Origin of the sequence: Schumannella luteola (genome assembly GCF_013408685.1) — a bacterium.
Classification (GTDB): Bacteria; Actinomycetota; Actinomycetes; order Actinomycetales; family Microbacteriaceae; genus Schumannella; species Schumannella luteola.
The window spans coordinates 1,693,003-1,708,728 of the sequence record NZ_JACBZY010000001.1; the positions used below are offsets into that span (position 1 = coordinate 1,693,003).

The 15,726-nt window shown below is 72.1% G+C and carries 14 protein-coding genes and 1 tRNA gene; 10 read left to right on the forward strand and 5 right to left on the reverse strand.

Annotated elements, in window-relative coordinates; all coding sequences use genetic code 11:
• The first annotated feature begins 44 nt into the window (after window positions 1-44).
• Window positions 45-332 (forward strand): hypothetical protein, encoded by a 288-nt coding sequence (locus tag BJ979_RS07485; protein WP_179566700.1) that lies wholly within the window; start codon window positions 45-47, stop codon window positions 330-332.
• A 98-nt stretch (window positions 333-430) separates the two neighbouring features.
• Here BJ979_RS07485 and BJ979_RS07490 read toward each other — a convergent pair whose 3' ends face one another.
• A complete protein-coding gene (locus BJ979_RS07490; protein WP_343046631.1) occupies window positions 431-1,381 on the reverse strand; it encodes a cytochrome b/b6 domain-containing protein in 951 nt (316 codons plus the stop codon).
• A 168-nt stretch (window positions 1,382-1,549) separates the two neighbouring features.
• Here BJ979_RS07490 and deoC point away from each other — a divergent pair, with 168 nt between their 5' ends.
• The 7 genes from deoC (at window position 1,550) to BJ979_RS07525 (ending at window position 10,060) form a co-directional block, all read left to right on the forward strand.
• Window positions 1,550-2,557, forward strand: coding sequence for a deoxyribose-phosphate aldolase (deoC, locus tag BJ979_RS07495; RefSeq protein ID WP_179566702.1), 1,008 nt, complete (start codon window positions 1,550-1,552; stop codon window positions 2,555-2,557).
• 20 nt (window positions 2,558-2,577) lie between these two features.
• A complete protein-coding gene (locus BJ979_RS07500; RefSeq protein ID WP_246286722.1) occupies window positions 2,578-4,221 on the forward strand; it encodes an aldehyde dehydrogenase family protein in 1,644 nt (547 codons plus the stop codon).
• Complete coding sequence (locus BJ979_RS07505) at window positions 4,218-5,078, forward strand: aldehyde dehydrogenase family protein (protein ID WP_179566704.1); 861 nt, start codon at window positions 4,218-4,220, stop codon at window positions 5,076-5,078. Before BJ979_RS07500 ends, BJ979_RS07505 begins: the two co-directional genes overlap by 4 nt.
• Before the next feature lie 219 nt (window positions 5,079-5,297).
• A tRNA-Gln gene (locus BJ979_RS07510) sits at window positions 5,298-5,369 on the forward strand.
• A 113-nt stretch (window positions 5,370-5,482) separates the two neighbouring features.
• Window positions 5,483-6,442 (forward strand): AraC family transcriptional regulator, encoded by a 960-nt coding sequence (locus BJ979_RS07515; protein ID WP_179566706.1) that lies wholly within the window; start codon window positions 5,483-5,485, stop codon window positions 6,440-6,442.
• Window positions 6,443-6,765: 323 nt separating this feature from the next.
• The gene (locus BJ979_RS07520) at window positions 6,766-7,824 is read left to right on the forward strand and encodes an iron-siderophore ABC transporter substrate-binding protein (protein WP_179566708.1); all 1,059 of its coding nucleotides are present in this window, start codon (window positions 6,766-6,768) and stop codon (window positions 7,822-7,824) included.
• 73 nt (window positions 7,825-7,897) lie between these two features.
• Complete coding sequence (locus BJ979_RS07525; protein ID WP_343046632.1) at window positions 7,898-10,060, forward strand: iron ABC transporter permease; 2,163 nt, start codon at window positions 7,898-7,900, stop codon at window positions 10,058-10,060.
• Between the two features lie 27 nt (window positions 10,061-10,087).
• Here BJ979_RS07525 and BJ979_RS07530 read toward each other — a convergent pair whose 3' ends face one another.
• Entirely contained in the window at window positions 10,088-10,891 is an 804-nt protein-coding gene (locus BJ979_RS07530) for an alpha/beta fold hydrolase (protein ID WP_343046633.1), read from the reverse strand.
• A 20-nt stretch (window positions 10,892-10,911) separates the two neighbouring features.
• Here BJ979_RS07530 and BJ979_RS07535 point away from each other — a divergent pair, with 20 nt between their 5' ends.
• Window positions 10,912-11,721, forward strand: coding sequence for a sulfite exporter TauE/SafE family protein (locus BJ979_RS07535; RefSeq protein WP_179566710.1), 810 nt, complete (start codon window positions 10,912-10,914; stop codon window positions 11,719-11,721).
• 1 nt (window position 11,722) lies between these two features.
• Here the strand turns inward: BJ979_RS07535 and BJ979_RS07540 are convergent, their stop codons facing one another.
• The 3 genes from BJ979_RS07540 to BJ979_RS07550 form a co-directional block, all read right to left on the reverse strand.
• Window positions 11,723-12,592 (reverse strand): hypothetical protein, encoded by an 870-nt coding sequence (locus tag BJ979_RS07540; RefSeq protein WP_179566712.1) that lies wholly within the window; start codon window positions 12,590-12,592, stop codon window positions 11,723-11,725.
• A 113-nt stretch (window positions 12,593-12,705) separates the two neighbouring features.
• Window positions 12,706-13,341, reverse strand: coding sequence for an MBL fold metallo-hydrolase (locus BJ979_RS07545; protein WP_179566714.1), 636 nt, complete (start codon window positions 13,339-13,341; stop codon window positions 12,706-12,708).
• 80 nt (window positions 13,342-13,421) lie between these two features.
• A complete protein-coding gene (locus tag BJ979_RS07550; RefSeq protein WP_179566716.1) occupies window positions 13,422-14,687 on the reverse strand; it encodes a hypothetical protein in 1,266 nt (421 codons plus the stop codon).
• Window positions 14,688-14,774: 87 nt separating this feature from the next.
• Between BJ979_RS07550 and BJ979_RS07555 the strand changes: the two genes are divergently transcribed.
• Window positions 14,775-15,701, forward strand: coding sequence for a diacylglycerol/lipid kinase family protein (locus BJ979_RS07555; RefSeq protein ID WP_179566718.1), 927 nt, complete (start codon window positions 14,775-14,777; stop codon window positions 15,699-15,701).
• Window positions 15,702-15,726: the final 25 nt, after the last annotated feature.

Consider the following 15,726-nt stretch of genomic DNA (forward strand, 5'->3'; position numbering starts at 1 on the left):
TCTTTTGTTTAACGCGCCGTCGAGGCGGCCCGTAGCCTGGTTCGATGAGCGTCGTCATGGTCTGGACGCGTCGACTGGTCCGCGCCACCTGGTGGCGAGCGCACACGCTGTCGGCCGGTGTCTTTCTCGGCGCGGCATCCCTCATCGGTTTCGAAGCGCTCGCGCTGCTCGTGGGGTTCTCGACCGCCTGGCCCGTCGCCATCCCGTTGGTCGTCGCCGCGCTAGCTCTCATCTACTGGCTTCGGCGGCTGCTGTTCCGGCGCCCGTATCCGAGTGAGCCAGACCTTCCGCCATGCCGTCAGGGGACGACTGGAGCGCGCCGGCGGCGGTGACCGACGGGTGTTCTGCGGTCCGGAGCTCGGTCTCGCAGAAGTCGCTATTCGTGTGGCAGCTGCCCTGAGCGCCGCTGGGGCCGGATCCGCAGAGCGCGTTACGGCTTCTTGGGGGCCGGCATCTCGCGCACGTTGCCGGCGCGCTTCGCCAGGGCGATGACGCGTCCCGGCCCGAAGAGGAACCAGGCGCCGACCGCGAGCAGCAGCGAGACCACGAAGACGATCAGTCCGACCGCATCCGTCGCATCCCGTGCGGCGTACATCGTGTTGAGGTTGCGCAGGGCGCCCGTCGTGAGCACCAAGCCCACGTGCACGATCGTGAAGACCACGAAGTACCAGAGCACCAGGGCGTGGACGCGACGGGCGAACAGGTCGCCGAGGAACCCGCTGGGGCGCTTCCAGGAGGCCGGCCAGCCGGGGGAGAGCCGCAGGCCGGTCAGCAGCGCGAGGGGCGCTGCGAGGAACACGGTCGCGAAGTAGCTGAGCTGCTGCAGTCCGTTGTAGTTCGTCCAGCCGTGGTGCACGGGCCACTCGAGCGAGAGGTACTGCACGCCGGCCGACACCGCGTTCGGCAGCACGTCCCAGCTGAGCGGGACGATGCGCATCCACTGGCCCGTCGCGAAGAGCAGCACGACGAAGACGACGCCGTTCAGCACGAACAGCGAGTCGACGACCAGATGCCACCACGTGTGGATGCTGAGCCGGGTCGGCTTGCCCTTGAGGTTCGGGAAGCGCTCGGGGTCGCGGGTGAAGAACGCGGGCGGGCGCTGCTTCGAGCGGATGCGCAGTCCCGACGCGACGATGAAGAGGAGGAAGAACGAGTTGAGCGCGTGCGACCAGTTGAGCCAGGCGGGGAAGCCGATCGGCGTGCCGGCCGCCGGCGGTACCTCGCCGGGGTACGCCGCGAGGAAGTCGGTGCCGACCGCGGTTCCGCGCCACCAGCGCGCCGCGACGATCGCGACGACGAGCACGACGACGGCGATCGCGGCGGTGATCACCACGGTGCGAACCGGCCAGCCGAGAACACGGCGGGGCTCGGGGTGACTCACCCGCACGAATCTACCGGGTGCCACGCACGGATCCCGCGCCCGACGCCGCGGTGACGCGGCCCTGTGTCGTCGGACGGCGCAGGACGACGCTGACCGGAGGGCCCGGTCGTGACATCCTGGAACCCCGTGCGTCGCGCTGTCGCGCGCCGGGCAGAGAGGACGACTGGAATGACCATGGAGCGAGCCGTCGCCCCCGCGCAGCGCGCGGTCGACATCCTCGGCGGCGACGTGAGCGAATCGGCCCTCAAGGGCTACCTCGACGGCCTGCCCGGAGTGGATGCGGTGGGCCTCGAGCAGCGGGCGGCCGGCCTCGGCACCCGCTCGATCAAGACCAGCTCGAAGAAGTGGGCGCTCGACCGCATCATCGAGCTCATCGACCTGACGACCCTCGAGGGCGCCGACACCCCCGGCAAGGTGCGCTCGCTCGTCGCGAAGGCGCTCGTGCCCGACGCGACCGACCTGGCGACGCCGCGCGTCGCGGCGGTCTGCGTGTACGGCGACATGGTGCCGCACGCGGTCGAGGCGCTCGGCGCTGCCCACGGCGACCCCGACCAGGGGCTCGTGAGCGTGGCCGCGGTTGCGACGGCGTTCCCGAGCGGACGCGCCTCCCGCGCGGTCAAGCTCGCCGACACCCGGGATGCGGTGGCCGCCGGCGCGGACGAGATCGACATGGTCATCGACCGCGGCGCCTTCCTCTCGGGGCGCTGGGGCCAGGTCTTCGACGAGATCGTCGCGGTCAAGGACGCCTGCCGCAAGACGGACGGCAGGTACGCCCACCTCAAGGTGATCCTCGAGACCGGCGAGCTGAACACCTACGACAACGTGCGCCGCGCCTCGGTGCTGGCGATCCTCGCCGGCGGCGACTTCATCAAGACCTCGACCGGCAAGGTCAGCCCGGCGGCGACGCTGCCGGTCACGCTGCTCATGCTCGAGGTCGTGCGCGACTGGCACCGCTGGACGGGCGAGAAGATCGGCGTGAAGCCGGCCGGCGGCATCCGCACCTCCAAGGACGCGATCAAGTACCTCGTGACGGTCGCCGAGACGCTGGGCGAGGAGTGGCTCGTGCCGCACCTGTTCCGCTACGGCGCCTCGTCGCTGCTCAACGACGTGCTGCTGCAGCGGCAGAAGCTCGCGTCCGGCCGGTACAGCGGCCCGAACTACGTGACGATCGACTGAGAACTGCGGAGATACGGACAATGAGCTTTCTGGAGTACGCACCGGCGCCGGAGTCGACGTCGGTTCTCAAGCTGAAAGACGCCTATGGCCTCTTCATCGACGGCGAGTTCGTCGACGGCAACGGCGCTCCCTTCGACACGATCGCGCCCTCGACGGGCCAGCGGATCGCGACGGTCTCCACGGCGGATGCGGCCGACATCGACCGTGCGGTCGCGGCCGCCCGCCGCGCCTACGACACCACTTGGTCGCGCCTCAGCGGCCGTGACCGCGGCAAGTACCTGTTCCGCATCGCGCGACTCGTTCAGGAGCGCGCCCGCGAGCTCGCCGTGGCCGAGAGCCTCGACAACGGCAAGCCGATCAAGGAGACGCGCGACTTCGACATCCCGACCGTCGCGGCCTGGTTCTTCTACTACGCCGGATGGGCCGACAAGCTCGACTACGCCGGCCTCGGCCCGGCGCCGCGCGCGCTGGGTGTGGCGGCGCAGGTCATCCCGTGGAACTTCCCGCTGATGATGCTCGCGTGGAAGATCGCGCCGGCGCTCGCGGCCGGCAACACGGTCGTGCTGAAGCCGGCCGAGACGACGCCGCTGACGGCGCTCGTGTTCGCCGAGATCCTGCAGCAGGCCGACCTGCCCGCCGGCGTGGTCAACATCGTGACCGGTGCCGGCGAGACGGGCGCGACGCTCGTGGCGCACCCCGGCGTCGACAAGGTCGCCTTCACCGGCTCGACCGCGGTCGGCAAGCGCATCGCGCAGACGATCGCTGGGCAGGGCAAGAAGCTCACGCTCGAACTCGGCGGCAAGGGCGCGAACCTCGTGTTCGACGACGCCCCGATCGAGCAGGCCGTCGAGGGCGTCGTGAAGGGCATCTTCTTCAACCAGGGTCAGGTCTGCTGCGCCGGCAGCCGTCTGCTGGTGCAGGAGAGCATCCACGACGAGTTCATCGACCGGCTCAAACAGCGCATGCGCACCCTGCGCGTGGGCGACCCGCTCGACAAGAACACCGACATCGGCGCGATCAACTCGGCCGAGCAGCTGCAGCGCATCACCGCGCTGACCGAGGCGGGCATCGCCGAGGGCGCCGAGGCGTGGAGCCCCGAGTGCGAGCTGCCGAGCGAGGGTTTCTGGTTCCGCCCGACGATCCTCACGAACGTCGCGACCTCGAACACGGTCGCGCGCGACGAGATCTTCGGACCGGTGCTGTCGGTGCTGACCTTCCGCACCCCCGCCGAGGCGGTCGCGAAGGCGAACAACTCGCCCTACGGCCTCTCGGCCGGCATCTGGAGCGAGAAGGGATCGCGCACGCTCGCCCTCGCCGACAAGCTCAAGGCCGGCGTCATCTGGTCGAACACCTTCAACACCTTCGATCCCGCGTCGCCGTTCGGCGGCTACAAGGAGTCGGGCTACGGCCGCGAGGGCGGACGCCAGGGCATCGGCGCCTACCTGCAGGCGGCGGACGCGCCGGCTCCGGCGCGTGCGCAGGGGGCGCTCGGCGCATCGGCCTCGGGCGGTGCGGGCGCTGCTGCGGGTGCGGCCGGTGCCGCCGCGTCGGTCGCCCAGCGTGTCGCGAAGGCCGTGACCAAGCCCGCCGCATCCAAGTCGCCGGCTGCCAAAGCCGCCGCTGCCAAGCCCGCGAAGACCTCGACCCGGAAGGCCGCCAAGTGACCCGCCTCGCCGTGCCCAAGACGTACAAGCTCTACCTGGGCGGCAAGTTCCCGCGCAGCGAGTCGGGACGCACCGTCGAGGTGCGCACGCCCGCGGGGGAGTTCCTCGCGAACGCCGCGCTCGCCTCGCGCAAGGACGCCCGGGATGCGGTCATCGCCGCCCGCGGCGCCGTCAGCGGCTGGGCGGGCGCGACCGCCTACAACCGCGGCCAGGTGCTCTACCGGGTGGCCGAGGTGCTCGAGGGCCGTCACGCGCAGTTCGTCGACGAGATAGTGCAGCAGGAGGGCGTCTCGCGCGCCGCCGCGACCGCGCAGGTCGACGAGGCCATCGATCGCTGGGTCTGGTACGCGGGCTGGACGGACAAGTTCGCCCAGGTCGCCGGCAACGCCAACCCGGTCGCCGGCCCCTACTTCAACATCTCGGTGCCGGAGCCGACGGGCGTCGTCGCGATCGTCGCGCCGCAGGACAGCTCGCTGCTCGGCCTGGTCAGTGCGATCGCCCCAGCTCTCGTGACCGGCAACGCGGTCGTCGTGGTGGCGAGCGAGCGGTTCCCGCTGTCGTCGATCAGCCTCGCTGAGGTGCTCGCGACGAGCGACCTGCCCGGCGGTGTCGTCAACGTGCTCACCGGCTCGCCGGCCGAGATCGCGCCCTGGCTCGCATCCCACCAGGACGTGGACGCACTGGACCTCGTCGGCGCGGGCGACCTCGACTGGGTCGCGCTCGAGCAGGCGGCCGCCGAGAGCGTGACGCGCGTCTCCTGGCCCGAGCAGGGCCCGGATGCGGCGGCGCCGTCGCTGGAGCGCATCCGCCAGTTCACCGAGACCAAGACGGTCTGGCACACGAAGAGCCTGCTCTAGCGGCTGTTCTTCTCCGCGAGAGTACGTGCTTTGCTCGCGCCGGCCTGCGTGTCGGCCCGCAAAGTGCGTACTCTCGCGGAGCCCGGTCGGCCGGGTGGGGTTGACGGGGTGGGCGGATGCTAGACGCGCCCGGGCCGACGCCGTCGGTGGGCGAGTGGTCAGAGCGAGCTCGCGCGTAGGGTAGAGTGATTCCTCGGTCCGGTCCTTCGGGAACGGCCTTGGGGTATGGTGTAATTGGCAACACGGCGGTTTCTGGTACCGTTGTTCTTGGTTCGAGTCCAGGTACCCCAGCTTTTCGAAGCCCCGCTCTTTTTTCACAGCCCCGACAGCGTCGGGGCTTTTTGCTTGTCCGGAGCGATTCCGCCGGTCCTGCCGCGCTCCTCGCCCGCTCTACACTCAGGCGCATGACCCGGGCGCGCACTCGAGCCGAGCGACGTGCTCCCGCATCCTCCACGACGGACGGCGCCCGGGGATCGTGGGCGCGGGAGCCGGGCACCGAGGTGCGGGCGTTCACGGCGGCGACGGCCGATCCACCGGGCGGCGACGCGACGCCACGGGTGATCCGCACCGGATCCGAGGTGGCCGACGTTCCGCTTGAGTGGGTGCCGCACGCGCATTCGATGCATGAGCTCGTGTGGGTGCGCGGCGGCACGATGACCTCGCGCGTCGGCGATCGGGTGTTCACGATCGCGGAAGGCCGCGGGCTGTGGATGCCGGCGGGCGTCGAGCACGCCGGGCGGCTGACCGCGGGCGGCGAGCTGTTCGACGCGTTCTTCGAGGTGGACGCGACGCCGGACGACGTCGCGAGCCGGCTGGGCGATGACCGCACGCGCGACGAGATCCAGGGTGACGCAACCCCAGGTGTCGGAAACCCGCGCGAGCGGAGCATCGCCAGCGGCGCGACCGAGATCGAGATGACGCCCGTGCTCGAATCGCTGCTGCTCTATCTGGCGCGACCCGACCTCGATGCGGCGGCGCGAGCGCGCGCCGAGGCGGTGGTGTTCGACGTGATCGAGCCGGCCGCGCATCCACTCGCTCTGGCGGTACCGCAGGACGCGCGCATCGCGCCGATCGTGACGGCGTTGCTCGACGATCCCGCCGATCCGCGCGGGCTGGAGGACTGGGCTGCGCAGCTCGACGCGAGCGAGCGGACGATCACGCGGGCGTTCCGGGGCGCGACGGGGCTCTCGTTCGCGCAGTGGCGGCAGACGCGGCGCGTGCATCACGCGCTGCTGCTTCTCGCCGAGGGCGGCGACGTGCGCTCGGTCTCCGACGAGCTCGGGTACGCGCAGGCGAGCACCTTCATCGCCGCGTTCCGTCGCGTGATCGGCGTGACGCCCGGCGCCTTCGCCGCGCGCCAGTGAGTCGGGGCCCGATCTGGGGCGGAACGAGAGGCCTGGCCGGAAACGTGGATCGGGTGTCGGATGCGCCGGGTTGCCGACACGATGACGCGCGACCTAGGGTGTTCGAGGCAAGGTAAGGCTTACCTGACCGGCGCTGCGCGAGCGGGGCCGGGAGCAGAGCGCCGCACCGTCGGCCGAGCGCGTACGACCCTGCACCGCACGACCGGACGCCACCGCGCGAGGCCGCGCGACGCGGCCGGCCGCGAGCCTGCGCGACGCGGAACAGCATCCGCCCGTGCGAAGGCCGGGCCGAGCCGCGCATCCACCCCGAGAGGATCCACCCCATGACCCGACTGCGCCTGCTCGCCGCGACCGCCACGGCCGCGGCCGTCGCGCTCGCCCTCAGCGCCTGCGGAACCACGACCGTCGCCGACGCGGGCTCCGACGCCCCGGCGAAGCCGACCTCCGCCGACTGCAAGGCCGACACGACGACGACCTCGACCGACCCGGTGACGATCACCGACGTGGTCGGCCGCACCGTGAAGCTCGACGCCCCCGCGAAGCGCGTCGCCGTGCTCGAGTGGCAGCAGATCGAGGATGCGCTGACGCTCTGCGTCACGCCCGTCGCCGTCGCCGACCCCGAGGGCTACGGCACCTGGGTCAAGGCCGAGACGCTGCCGAAGAGCGTGAAGAGCGCCGGCACTCGCGAGGAGCCCGACCTCGACGCGATCTACGCGCAGAAGCCCGACCTGATCATCGTCGAGGCCTTCAGCGCCGACGACGAGAAGGTCACCCGCCTGCTCAAGCGCGACGTGCCGGTGCTCGTGACCAAGGGATCCGACACGAGCGACCCGATCGGCAACATGAAGAACGTGTTCTCGACGATCGCCGAGGCCACCGGTCGCACCGAGCGCGCGGATGCCGTGCTGAAGCAGTTCGACGAGCACCTCGCCGAGGCGAAGACCAAGGTCGCCGACGTGGCGCTGCCGACCAAGAAGTTCCTCTTCTTCGACGGCTGGATCGAGGGCGGCAACGTCGTCATCCGCCCCTACGGCCAGGGCGCGCTGTTCACCGCGCTCGGAGAGCAGCTCGGCCTCGAGGGCGCCTGGACCGACGACATCGACAAGACCTACGGCTCCGGCGGCGTCGACCCGGCCTACGGCCTCGGCCAGACCGACATCGAGGGACTGACGGCCGTCGGCGACGCGAACCTCTTCTACTCCAACGACCAGGAGGAGGGCAGCTACGTGCCCGAGCTCGAGAAGAGCCCGATCTGGACGGCGCTGCCGTCGGTCAAGGACGGACGCGCCCACGCGTTCCCGGCCGGCGTGTGGGGCGCGGGCGGTCCGAAGTCGAACCAGCTCGCGATCGACGCCTACGTCGACACGATCCTCGGTTCCTGAGCCCTCAGCTCCTGAGCCCGGGGCCGCGGGTGGATGCCGGCGGCCCGCCTGACCACGGAGTGATCACCGCCACGTGAGTTCGACCTTCGAGCGCGATGCGCCTTCCGACACCGAGTCGGAGGGCGCATCGGCGCGTCCGGATGCGGCGGGCTCCGTGATCGCCGCATCCAGCGTCGGCCCCCGCCTCGGCCTCCGCGGAGGCTCGATCGGCGCGTTCGTGCTCATCGGGCTCGCGGTCGCGGTCGTCGTGGTCGGCGCCTGGCACCTGACGCAGGGCACCTCGGGCATCGGGCCGCTCGACCTGCTGCGCCTGACGACCGGCGCGAAGGAGACGGTCGGCGGAGTGCCGGTCGAAGACGTGCTGACCGGATCCCGCCTGCCTCGACTGCTCGCGGGTGTCGCCGTCGGCGTCGCGCTCGGCGTCGCGGGCGCGCTGCTGCAGTCGGTCACGCGCAACCCGCTCGCCTCGCCCGACACTCTCGCGGTCACGGCCGGCTCGTACTTCGCGGTGTCGGCCGTCGCAGCGTTCGGCATCAGCATCCCGCTCTGGGCGTCGGGCGGGGTCGCGTTCATCGGCGGGCTGCTCGCAGCGGCGCTCGTGCTGTCGATCGCGGGGGCGGGCGCGGCGACGGCGACGACCCGGCTCATCCTCGCCGGCTCGGCGATGGCGATGGCGCTGGACGCCGCCAGCGCGGTGCTGCTGATCCTGTTCAAGGAGAGCACGACGGGTCTGTTCGCGTGGGGGAGCGGCTCGCTCGCGCAGCTCAACCTCGATGCCTCGCTGCGTGCGGTGCCGCTGATCGTCGCGGTCGTCGCGGTCGGCATCCTGCTCGCGCGCCGGCTCGACCTGCTCACGCTCGGCGATGACGCGGCGGCCTCGCTCGGGGTGCCGGTGCGCTCGACGCGGGTGATCGCGGTCGTCGGCGCGGTGCTGCTGACCAGCACCTCGGTCACGGTCGCGGGCCCGATCGCCTTCGTCGGGCTCGCGGCGCCGGTCGTGGCCCGCCTGCTCGCGGGGCGCATCCGCTCGCTCAACCGGCACGTGCTGTTCCTGCCGGTGTCGGGTCTGCTCGGGGCCCTGCTGATCCTGCTGGCGGATGCGGTGGTGCGGGCGATTCTCGGATCCGAGGGCGCGACGGTGGTGCCGACGGGTGTGCCGACGGCACTTCTCGGCGCGGTCGTGATCGTGCTGCTGGCGCTGCGCATCCGGGCCGCGTCGGCCGCGCGCACCCCGCCCCAAGCGAAGCTGCGGGCGCGCACGCGTCGGCGCTTCGTCGTGATCCTCGTCGGGGCGATCGTGCTGGCCGTCGCCGCGCTCGTGCTCGGCGTGCTCGCCGGCAGCCTGTGGCTCAAGCTCGGCGATGTCGCGCTCTGGCTGCAGGGGGTCGCGCCCGACCTGATCGGTCACGCCCTCGACGAGCGGGTGCCGCGGGTGCTCGCGGCGCTGCTCGCCGGCGCCGGACTCGCGCTCGCCGGAACCGTCGTGCAGAGCACGGTGCGCAACCCGCTGGCCGAACCGGGAGTGCTCGGCATCAGCGCGGGCGCGGGCCTCGGCGCGGTCATCGTGGTGACGGCGCTCGGCGGAAGCCGCCCGCTGCTCGTGCTCTTCGCCGTCGTGATCGGCCTCGCGACCTTCGCCGCCGTCGCGCTGCTCTCAGCGCGGGGCGGGCTGCAGCCCGAGCGCTTCGTGCTCGTCGGCATCGGGTTCGGCTACGGCCTGAGCGCGCTGACGACGTTCCTGCTGCTGCGATCCGACCCGTGGAACACGCCGCGCATCCTCACCTGGCTGTCGGGCACCACCTACGGGCGCGAGTTCGTCGACGTGCTGCCGATCGCGATCGGGCTGGTGCTCGCGATCCCGCTCGTGTTCGGCCTGCGCCGCCGACTGGATCTGGTCGCGATCGATGACGACACTCCGCGACTCATGGGCGTGCAGGTCGGGCGCACACGATTGCTGCTGCTCACGGTCGCGGCACTGCTGGCGACGCTCAGCGTCGTCGCGGTCGGCGTCGTCGGCTTCGTCGGGCTCGTGGCCCCGCACCTCGCTCGGGCGCTCGTCGGCGCGCGGCACGGGCGCATCATCCCCGTGTCGCTGCTGTTCGGGGCCCTGCTCGTGTGTCTCGCCGACACGCTCGGGCGCACCGTGATCGCGCCGTCGCAGATCCCCGCGGGGCTCGTGATCGCGCTGATCGGGGCGCCGTACTTCGTCTGGCTGCTGCGGCGCACGCGCGCTTGAGGTCGCGGTCGCGACGCGTGCGCGGCGTCAGCTGCCGGCCAGGAACTCCCGGATGAGCGTCTCGACCAGCGCGGGCCGGTCGGCGACGAGGTCATGACTCGACCCGGGCACGATCGCGAGCTGCGCATCTGGGATCGACGCCGCGATGAGCAGACTGTGATCGACCCGCACCGAGTCGCGGTCGGCCGAGAGGATGAGCGTGCGCGCCGTGATCGCGGCGAGCGAGGCCGTGTCGATGCGCGGCTGCTCGGTCCAGAGCTCGACGAGCTTCGCCATGACGGCGTCGCCGTGCGCGGGGCCGTCGGGGGAGAGCCGGTCGTAGTGCATCCGCTCGAGGTCGGGCTTCGGCGCGGCGGATGCGGCGGTATCGGCGGCATCGGCCGCATCGGCGGCTCGGAGCTCCGTCAGCACCCGCGCCCCCGCCGGGGCGTCCGGCGCATCCACCGCGAAGCTGAAACCGGAGTAGTCGAGGTTCGCACTCATCGCGACGAGCGAGCGCACCCGGTCGGGCTGCTCGCGCGCGAGCAGCAGACCGAGGATGGCGCCGTCGCTGAAGCCGACGACATCCATCCGCTCGAGGCCGTGCGCGTCGAGGTAGCCGATCAGCGAGGCCAGTGCGACGTCGTAGGAGTAGCGGCCCTCGACATCCGCCGTGCGACCGTGGCCCGGGCGCTCGTAGGCGTGCACGCGATATCCGTCGGCGACGAGCGCCTCGCCCTGCGCGCGCAGGTGCTCGAGCGAGCAGAAACCGCCGTGCAGCAGGAGCAGCGGGTCGCCGGATCCCGCGACCTCCTCGTAGAGGTCGTCGTCGCCGATCCGCAGGTAGCCCACGGTCTGACAGGCTAGCGAGGATGCCCGACACGCCAGCCTCCCTCGCCCCCGCCGTCTCGCCCGTGCGCCACTGGATCGGCCTGCTCGTCGTCGGGCTGATCGGCGGCTTCCTCTCGGGACTGTTCGGCGTCGGCGGCGGCATCATCATGGTGCCGCTGCTCACCACGATCGTCGGCTTCGACCACCGCCGCGCCGCCGCGACCTCGCTCGCCGCGATCGTGCCGACCGCGATCGCCGGAACCGCGAGCTACGCCGCGGGTGGCCAGGTGCAGCTGCTCGCCGCGGCGATCATCGGCGTCGGCGGCATCGTCGGCGCGCAGATCGGATCGCGGCTGCTGCGCCGCCTGCCGCTCGGCTGGCTGCGCTGGCTCTTCGTCGCCCTGCTCGTGGTCGTCGCCGTGCGCACTCTGATCGAGGTGCCGTCGCGCGGCGGCGAGTTCGCGATCACGCCGCCGAGCGTCATCGGGCTGGTCGCGCTGGGACTCGTGATGGGGATCGCGTCGGGGCTGTTCGGCATCGGCGGCGGCATCCTCGTCGTACCCGTGCTGATCGCCGTGTTCGGGGCGAACGACCTGCTCGCGAAGGGCACCTCGCTCGCCGCGATGATCCTCACCGCGCTCTCGGGCACGATCGCGAACGTGCGGGCCCACCTCGTCCGCCCGGCCGAGGGGCTGGTGCTCGGCGTCGCGGCGGTCGCCTCGTCGTTCGGCGGCGTCGCTCTCGCGTTCGGACTGTCGCCGTTGGTGGCCAACATCCTCTTCGCGCTGCTCATCGCCTTCTCGGCGGTGCAGATCGTGATCGCGGCGCTGCGCGATCGGCGCTCGCGCTAGCTCAGCCGATCGTCGCCGACGAGAAGCCGGAGGCGACGTGCACCTTCAGCTGGTCGGGTGCGTCGGTCGAGTAGGCGAGCAGGAAGGTCGCGCTGTCGCCGGCCTCGAGCTCGCCGGTGTGGCCGGCGTCGATCCCGGCGCGGCGGTCGAGGATCGGGGTCGCGGCGACGCCGTTCGCCGAGGCGGAGAAGAGCAGATCGAGGTCGGCCGTCTTCGAGCCGGTGTTGGTGACGGTGACGGTCATGACGCGCTGGGCATCCTGGTCGTCGCCGGTCGCGCGCCGCGTGGGCTCGAAGTCGCCGGGCGTCGAGACCGTCACGTCGAAGCCGCCGACGTGCACGGTGTGGCCGAAAGCGGGGGAGGCGACGGGCTGCGCCGCCGCGGCGTCGTCGGTGACCGACGCGGCCGCTGCGGTGCCGGCCAGTGCCGAGTCGGACGCGATCGGGGCCGAGGTGTAGCCGAAGATCAGCGCTAGTGAGACCGCCGAGAAGGAGAGCGTGGCCCCGAAGAGCGCGACCGCCTCGCCGCGACCGCGTCGGCGGGAGAGCACGATGAGCCCGGCGATGATGCCGACGAGTCCGGCTCCGGCGGCGATGACCATCGTCCCCTGCATCGCCGAGAGCACGGCGGCGATCGAGCCGAGACCGAGCGAGAGGGTCGCGAAGACGACCGGCGGCAGTCCGCCGCGGGCGGAAGCCCGGTCGGCGACGGGCTCGTCGGCGTCGTCCGCGAGGATCACGCCGGCGGCGCCGCCGTTCGCGTGACGCAGAGCCGACACCGGCGCCGGCTCGGAGTCCGGAGCCGAGGGCTCGAGCACGGACGCGACGACGGCATCCACGAGGGATACGGCCGAGGTGTCGAGTGTGCTCACGGTGCCCACCCTGCGCCTCGCGCGCGGGAAATCTCAGTCCCAGTTCGAGCGCGCCCCTTTCGAGGGGCGGCCCTGCAGGCAGCCTCGCCGGCGGCCCCGGCGCCGGCTCCGGATCAGAGCTCGATCGACTCACCGGGCTGCAACACGAAGCCCTCGCCGCCGACCTGCGCGACCATGTCGGCGATGCGGGTCTCGGCCATCGCCTTGCCGGCCTGCGAGTTGATCATCTCGTGGATGGGGAAGGTGCGCTTCGGCTTGACCGCGAGCACGTAGTCCATGAACTCGGCCGCCTTCAGCCAGGGCGCGCTCGACGGCACCGCGAGAACCTCCACCGGCTCCTCGGGGATCGTGAACGAGTCGCCCGGGTGGAACAGGGTGCCGTCGACGAGCACCGCGACGTTGTCGATCTGCGGGATCGAGGAGTGGATGATCGCGTGGCGCCCGCCCTCGAACTTCAGCGTGAACGGACCCACCTCGACGGTCTCGCCCGGCACGGCGACGGTGACGTCGAACCCGGTCGCGGCGGCGGCGACGGCAGCGGTCGAGTAGACGGGGATGCCCTCGTTGAGCTCGAGGACGCGCTCGACCTGCTGCTGCGTCCAGTGGTCGGCGTGCTCGTGGGTGATGACGATGCCGGCGACCTTCGTGAGGTCGAACAGCGGAGTGGTGAACGAACCCGGATCGATGACGAGCTTCTCGTCGCTCTTCTCCAGCACCAGGCAGGCGTGCTCGTACTTCGTCAGCTTCATGCCGCCGACGCTAGCGCGCACCGGCGACGCGGATGCGGTGCGCCGGGTGCGTGCTCAGGATGGCGCGGCCCGCCGCGGGCTCAGGACCGGGTCCAGCGCCGCAGGTCGAGCGCGACGACGCGGCGGCGGCCGGGCCACTCGCTATGGGTCCAGAGGCGGCGGCGGTCGGGGTCGACGGCGATGTCCTCGGGGCCGGAGGGCAGCACCTCGCGGTGGCGGACGAAGCCGCCGACGATCTCGAGCTCGGCGGCGCGGTCGTCGTGGGCGACGCTGGGGGCGGCCGCAGCCGACGCGGGCGGTGCGCCGGTGCCGATCGCGCTGTCGCCGACCCCGCCGACCCAGAGGTCGCCGTCGCGGCGGTCGCCGTTCGTCGAGGTGAGGAACCAGGTGCCGTCGACGACGACCGCGCCCTGCAGTCCGCGGAGTCCCGGCTGGTGCACGTCGTCGATCGGGATGCGGTCCGGCTCGTCGTCGGCGCCGCAGCCGTCGAGCAGGGCGTCGGCGTCGAGCGGGATGCGCAGCAGCCGACCGCCCGCGGGGGTCGAGCTGAACTCGCCGGCGACGAGGTAGGCGCCGGCGGTGCCGGTGCCGGTGCCGGTGCCCACGTCCGCGGTGCCGCCCGCCTTCCCGCTCTCGAGCGAGATGAAGGAGAAGCGCAGGCGGCCGCGCGCCCCGAGCGAGGAGTAGGCGCGGTGCTGCGGCAGCACGATCCGGTGGCCGAACGGCAGCCGGCCGGCGGCCCAGGGGATGCCGGCTCGGGCACGACCCGATCCGCCGAGCAGAAGCAGATCGCCGAGCCGGAACTCGCGCAGCCCGCCGCTCGCGGCCGCGACCAGCAGTCGATCGCCCGTCACGGCGATGCCGCCCGCGTGCACCTCGACGGGCTCGAAGCGCACGCCACCCGACGCCGCGTCGTCGGTGACCGCGTTCACGAGCAGCACATTCCAGTAGCGGGGGCGCCGCACATCCAGGTCGACGATGCTGAGCCGCGATCCCTGGCTCGCGCCGCGCCGCTTCTGCGCGTACCAGCTGACGAGCAGCACGCGGCGCCCGTCTCGGCGGATGACCTCGATGCCCTGCGGCCACCAGCGCTGACTCCAGTCGTCGAGCCGGTGCCAGCGGAGGGTGTGCGTCGCGGCCGGCGCGGTCGAGCGGATGCGCGTCATGCGGCGCGTTCGTGGTACGGCCGGGTCACGGCGCAGGCCCAGACGTGCGGCCCATCCGGTCGCGCGGCGGGCGGCCCCGAGCAGCCCGTCGAGACCGAGCCGGGTGTGCGCAGCGAGGAGGCGGTCGCGCGCATCCTCGTCGACGATCTCCCGCCGCAGTCCGTGCCGCACCTCAGCCACGCGTCGAGCCTAAGTGCGCCCGCGCGCCCCGCACTGGGGGAGCGCGCCGACTCGGAGCGGACGCGGCGTTCTGCCATGATGCGAGGCATGCCGCGCGACGACGACCGTCCGCGACGCGTCGTCGTCGCCATCAACCCCAGTGCCTCGTTCGGCGCCAAATCGACCGTGGGCCCCGCCCTCGTGGGGACGCTCCGCGCCTCCGGCCACGAGGTCACCTCGCTCACCGAGCCCGACTTCGAGCAGCTGATCGCCTCGGCCCAGCGCGCGATCCGCTCGAAGCCCGATGCCTTCGTGGTGGTCGGCGGCGACGGCATGGTCAATCTCGCCGCGAACCTGCTCGCCCGCACGAAGGTGCCGATGGGCCTCGTGCCGTCGGGCACCGGCAACGACATGGCGCGCGGGCTCGGCATCCCGCACGACGACACCGAGGCCGCCATCCGCCACCTGGATGCCGCGCTGAAGCGCCCGCCGCGCACGATCGACGCCGCCCTGATGCGCTTCACCGACCCGACGACCGGCGCCGCGACCGAGAAGTGGTTCGCCTGCATGCTCAGCGCCGGCTTCGATGCGATCGTCAACGAGCGCGCCAACCACATGCGTCACCCGAAGGGCGCGAGCCGATACATCCTGGCGATGCTGATCGAGCTGCTCAAGCTGAAGCCGATCCGCTACCGCCTCGAGATCGACGGACGCCCGCTCGAGACCGCCGCGAGCCTCGTCGCCGTCGGCAACGCGATCTCGCTCGGCGGCGGCATGAAGCTGACCCCCGACGCACAGGTCGACGACGGCGTGCTGGATGTCGCGGTCGTGCAGCCGCTGACCCGCATCGGCTTCCTCAAGCTCTTCCCCTCGGTCTTCAAGGGCACCCACGTGCGCGACAAGCGCGTCGCGATCTACCCGGCGAATCGCGTGCGCATCGAGGCGGATGTCGTGGCCTACGCCGACGGCGAGCGCGTCGCCCCGCTCCCCATCGACGTCGAGGTGGTGCCGGGCGCGCTGCGCGTGCTGGCGTGAGCGCGCATCTCCGCACGACGGGGGC

Excerpts from the sequence above, each read along its gene's own strand:
- BJ979_RS07485 (WP_179566700.1), top strand. The coding sequence starts at position 45 with ATGAGCGTCGTCATGGTCTGGACGCGTCGACTGGTCCGCGCCACCTGG.
- deoC (WP_179566702.1), top strand. The coding sequence starts at position 1,550 with ATGACCATGGAGCGAGCCGTCGCCCCCGCGCAGCGCGCGGTCGACATC.
- BJ979_RS07500 (WP_246286722.1), top strand. The coding sequence starts at position 2,578 with ATGAGCTTTCTGGAGTACGCACCGGCGCCGGAGTCGACGTCGGTTCTC.
- BJ979_RS07515 (WP_179566706.1), top strand. The coding sequence starts at position 5,483 with ATGACCCGGGCGCGCACTCGAGCCGAGCGACGTGCTCCCGCATCCTCC.
- BJ979_RS07520 (WP_179566708.1), top strand. The coding sequence starts at position 6,766 with ATGACCCGACTGCGCCTGCTCGCCGCGACCGCCACGGCCGCGGCCGTC.
- BJ979_RS07535 (WP_179566710.1), top strand. The coding sequence starts at position 10,912 with ATGCCCGACACGCCAGCCTCCCTCGCCCCCGCCGTCTCGCCCGTGCGC.
- BJ979_RS07545 (WP_179566714.1), bottom strand. The coding sequence starts at position 13,341 with ATGAAGCTGACGAAGTACGAGCACGCCTGCCTGGTGCTGGAGAAGAGC.
- BJ979_RS07555 (WP_179566718.1), top strand. The coding sequence starts at position 14,775 with ATGCCGCGCGACGACGACCGTCCGCGACGCGTCGTCGTCGCCATCAAC.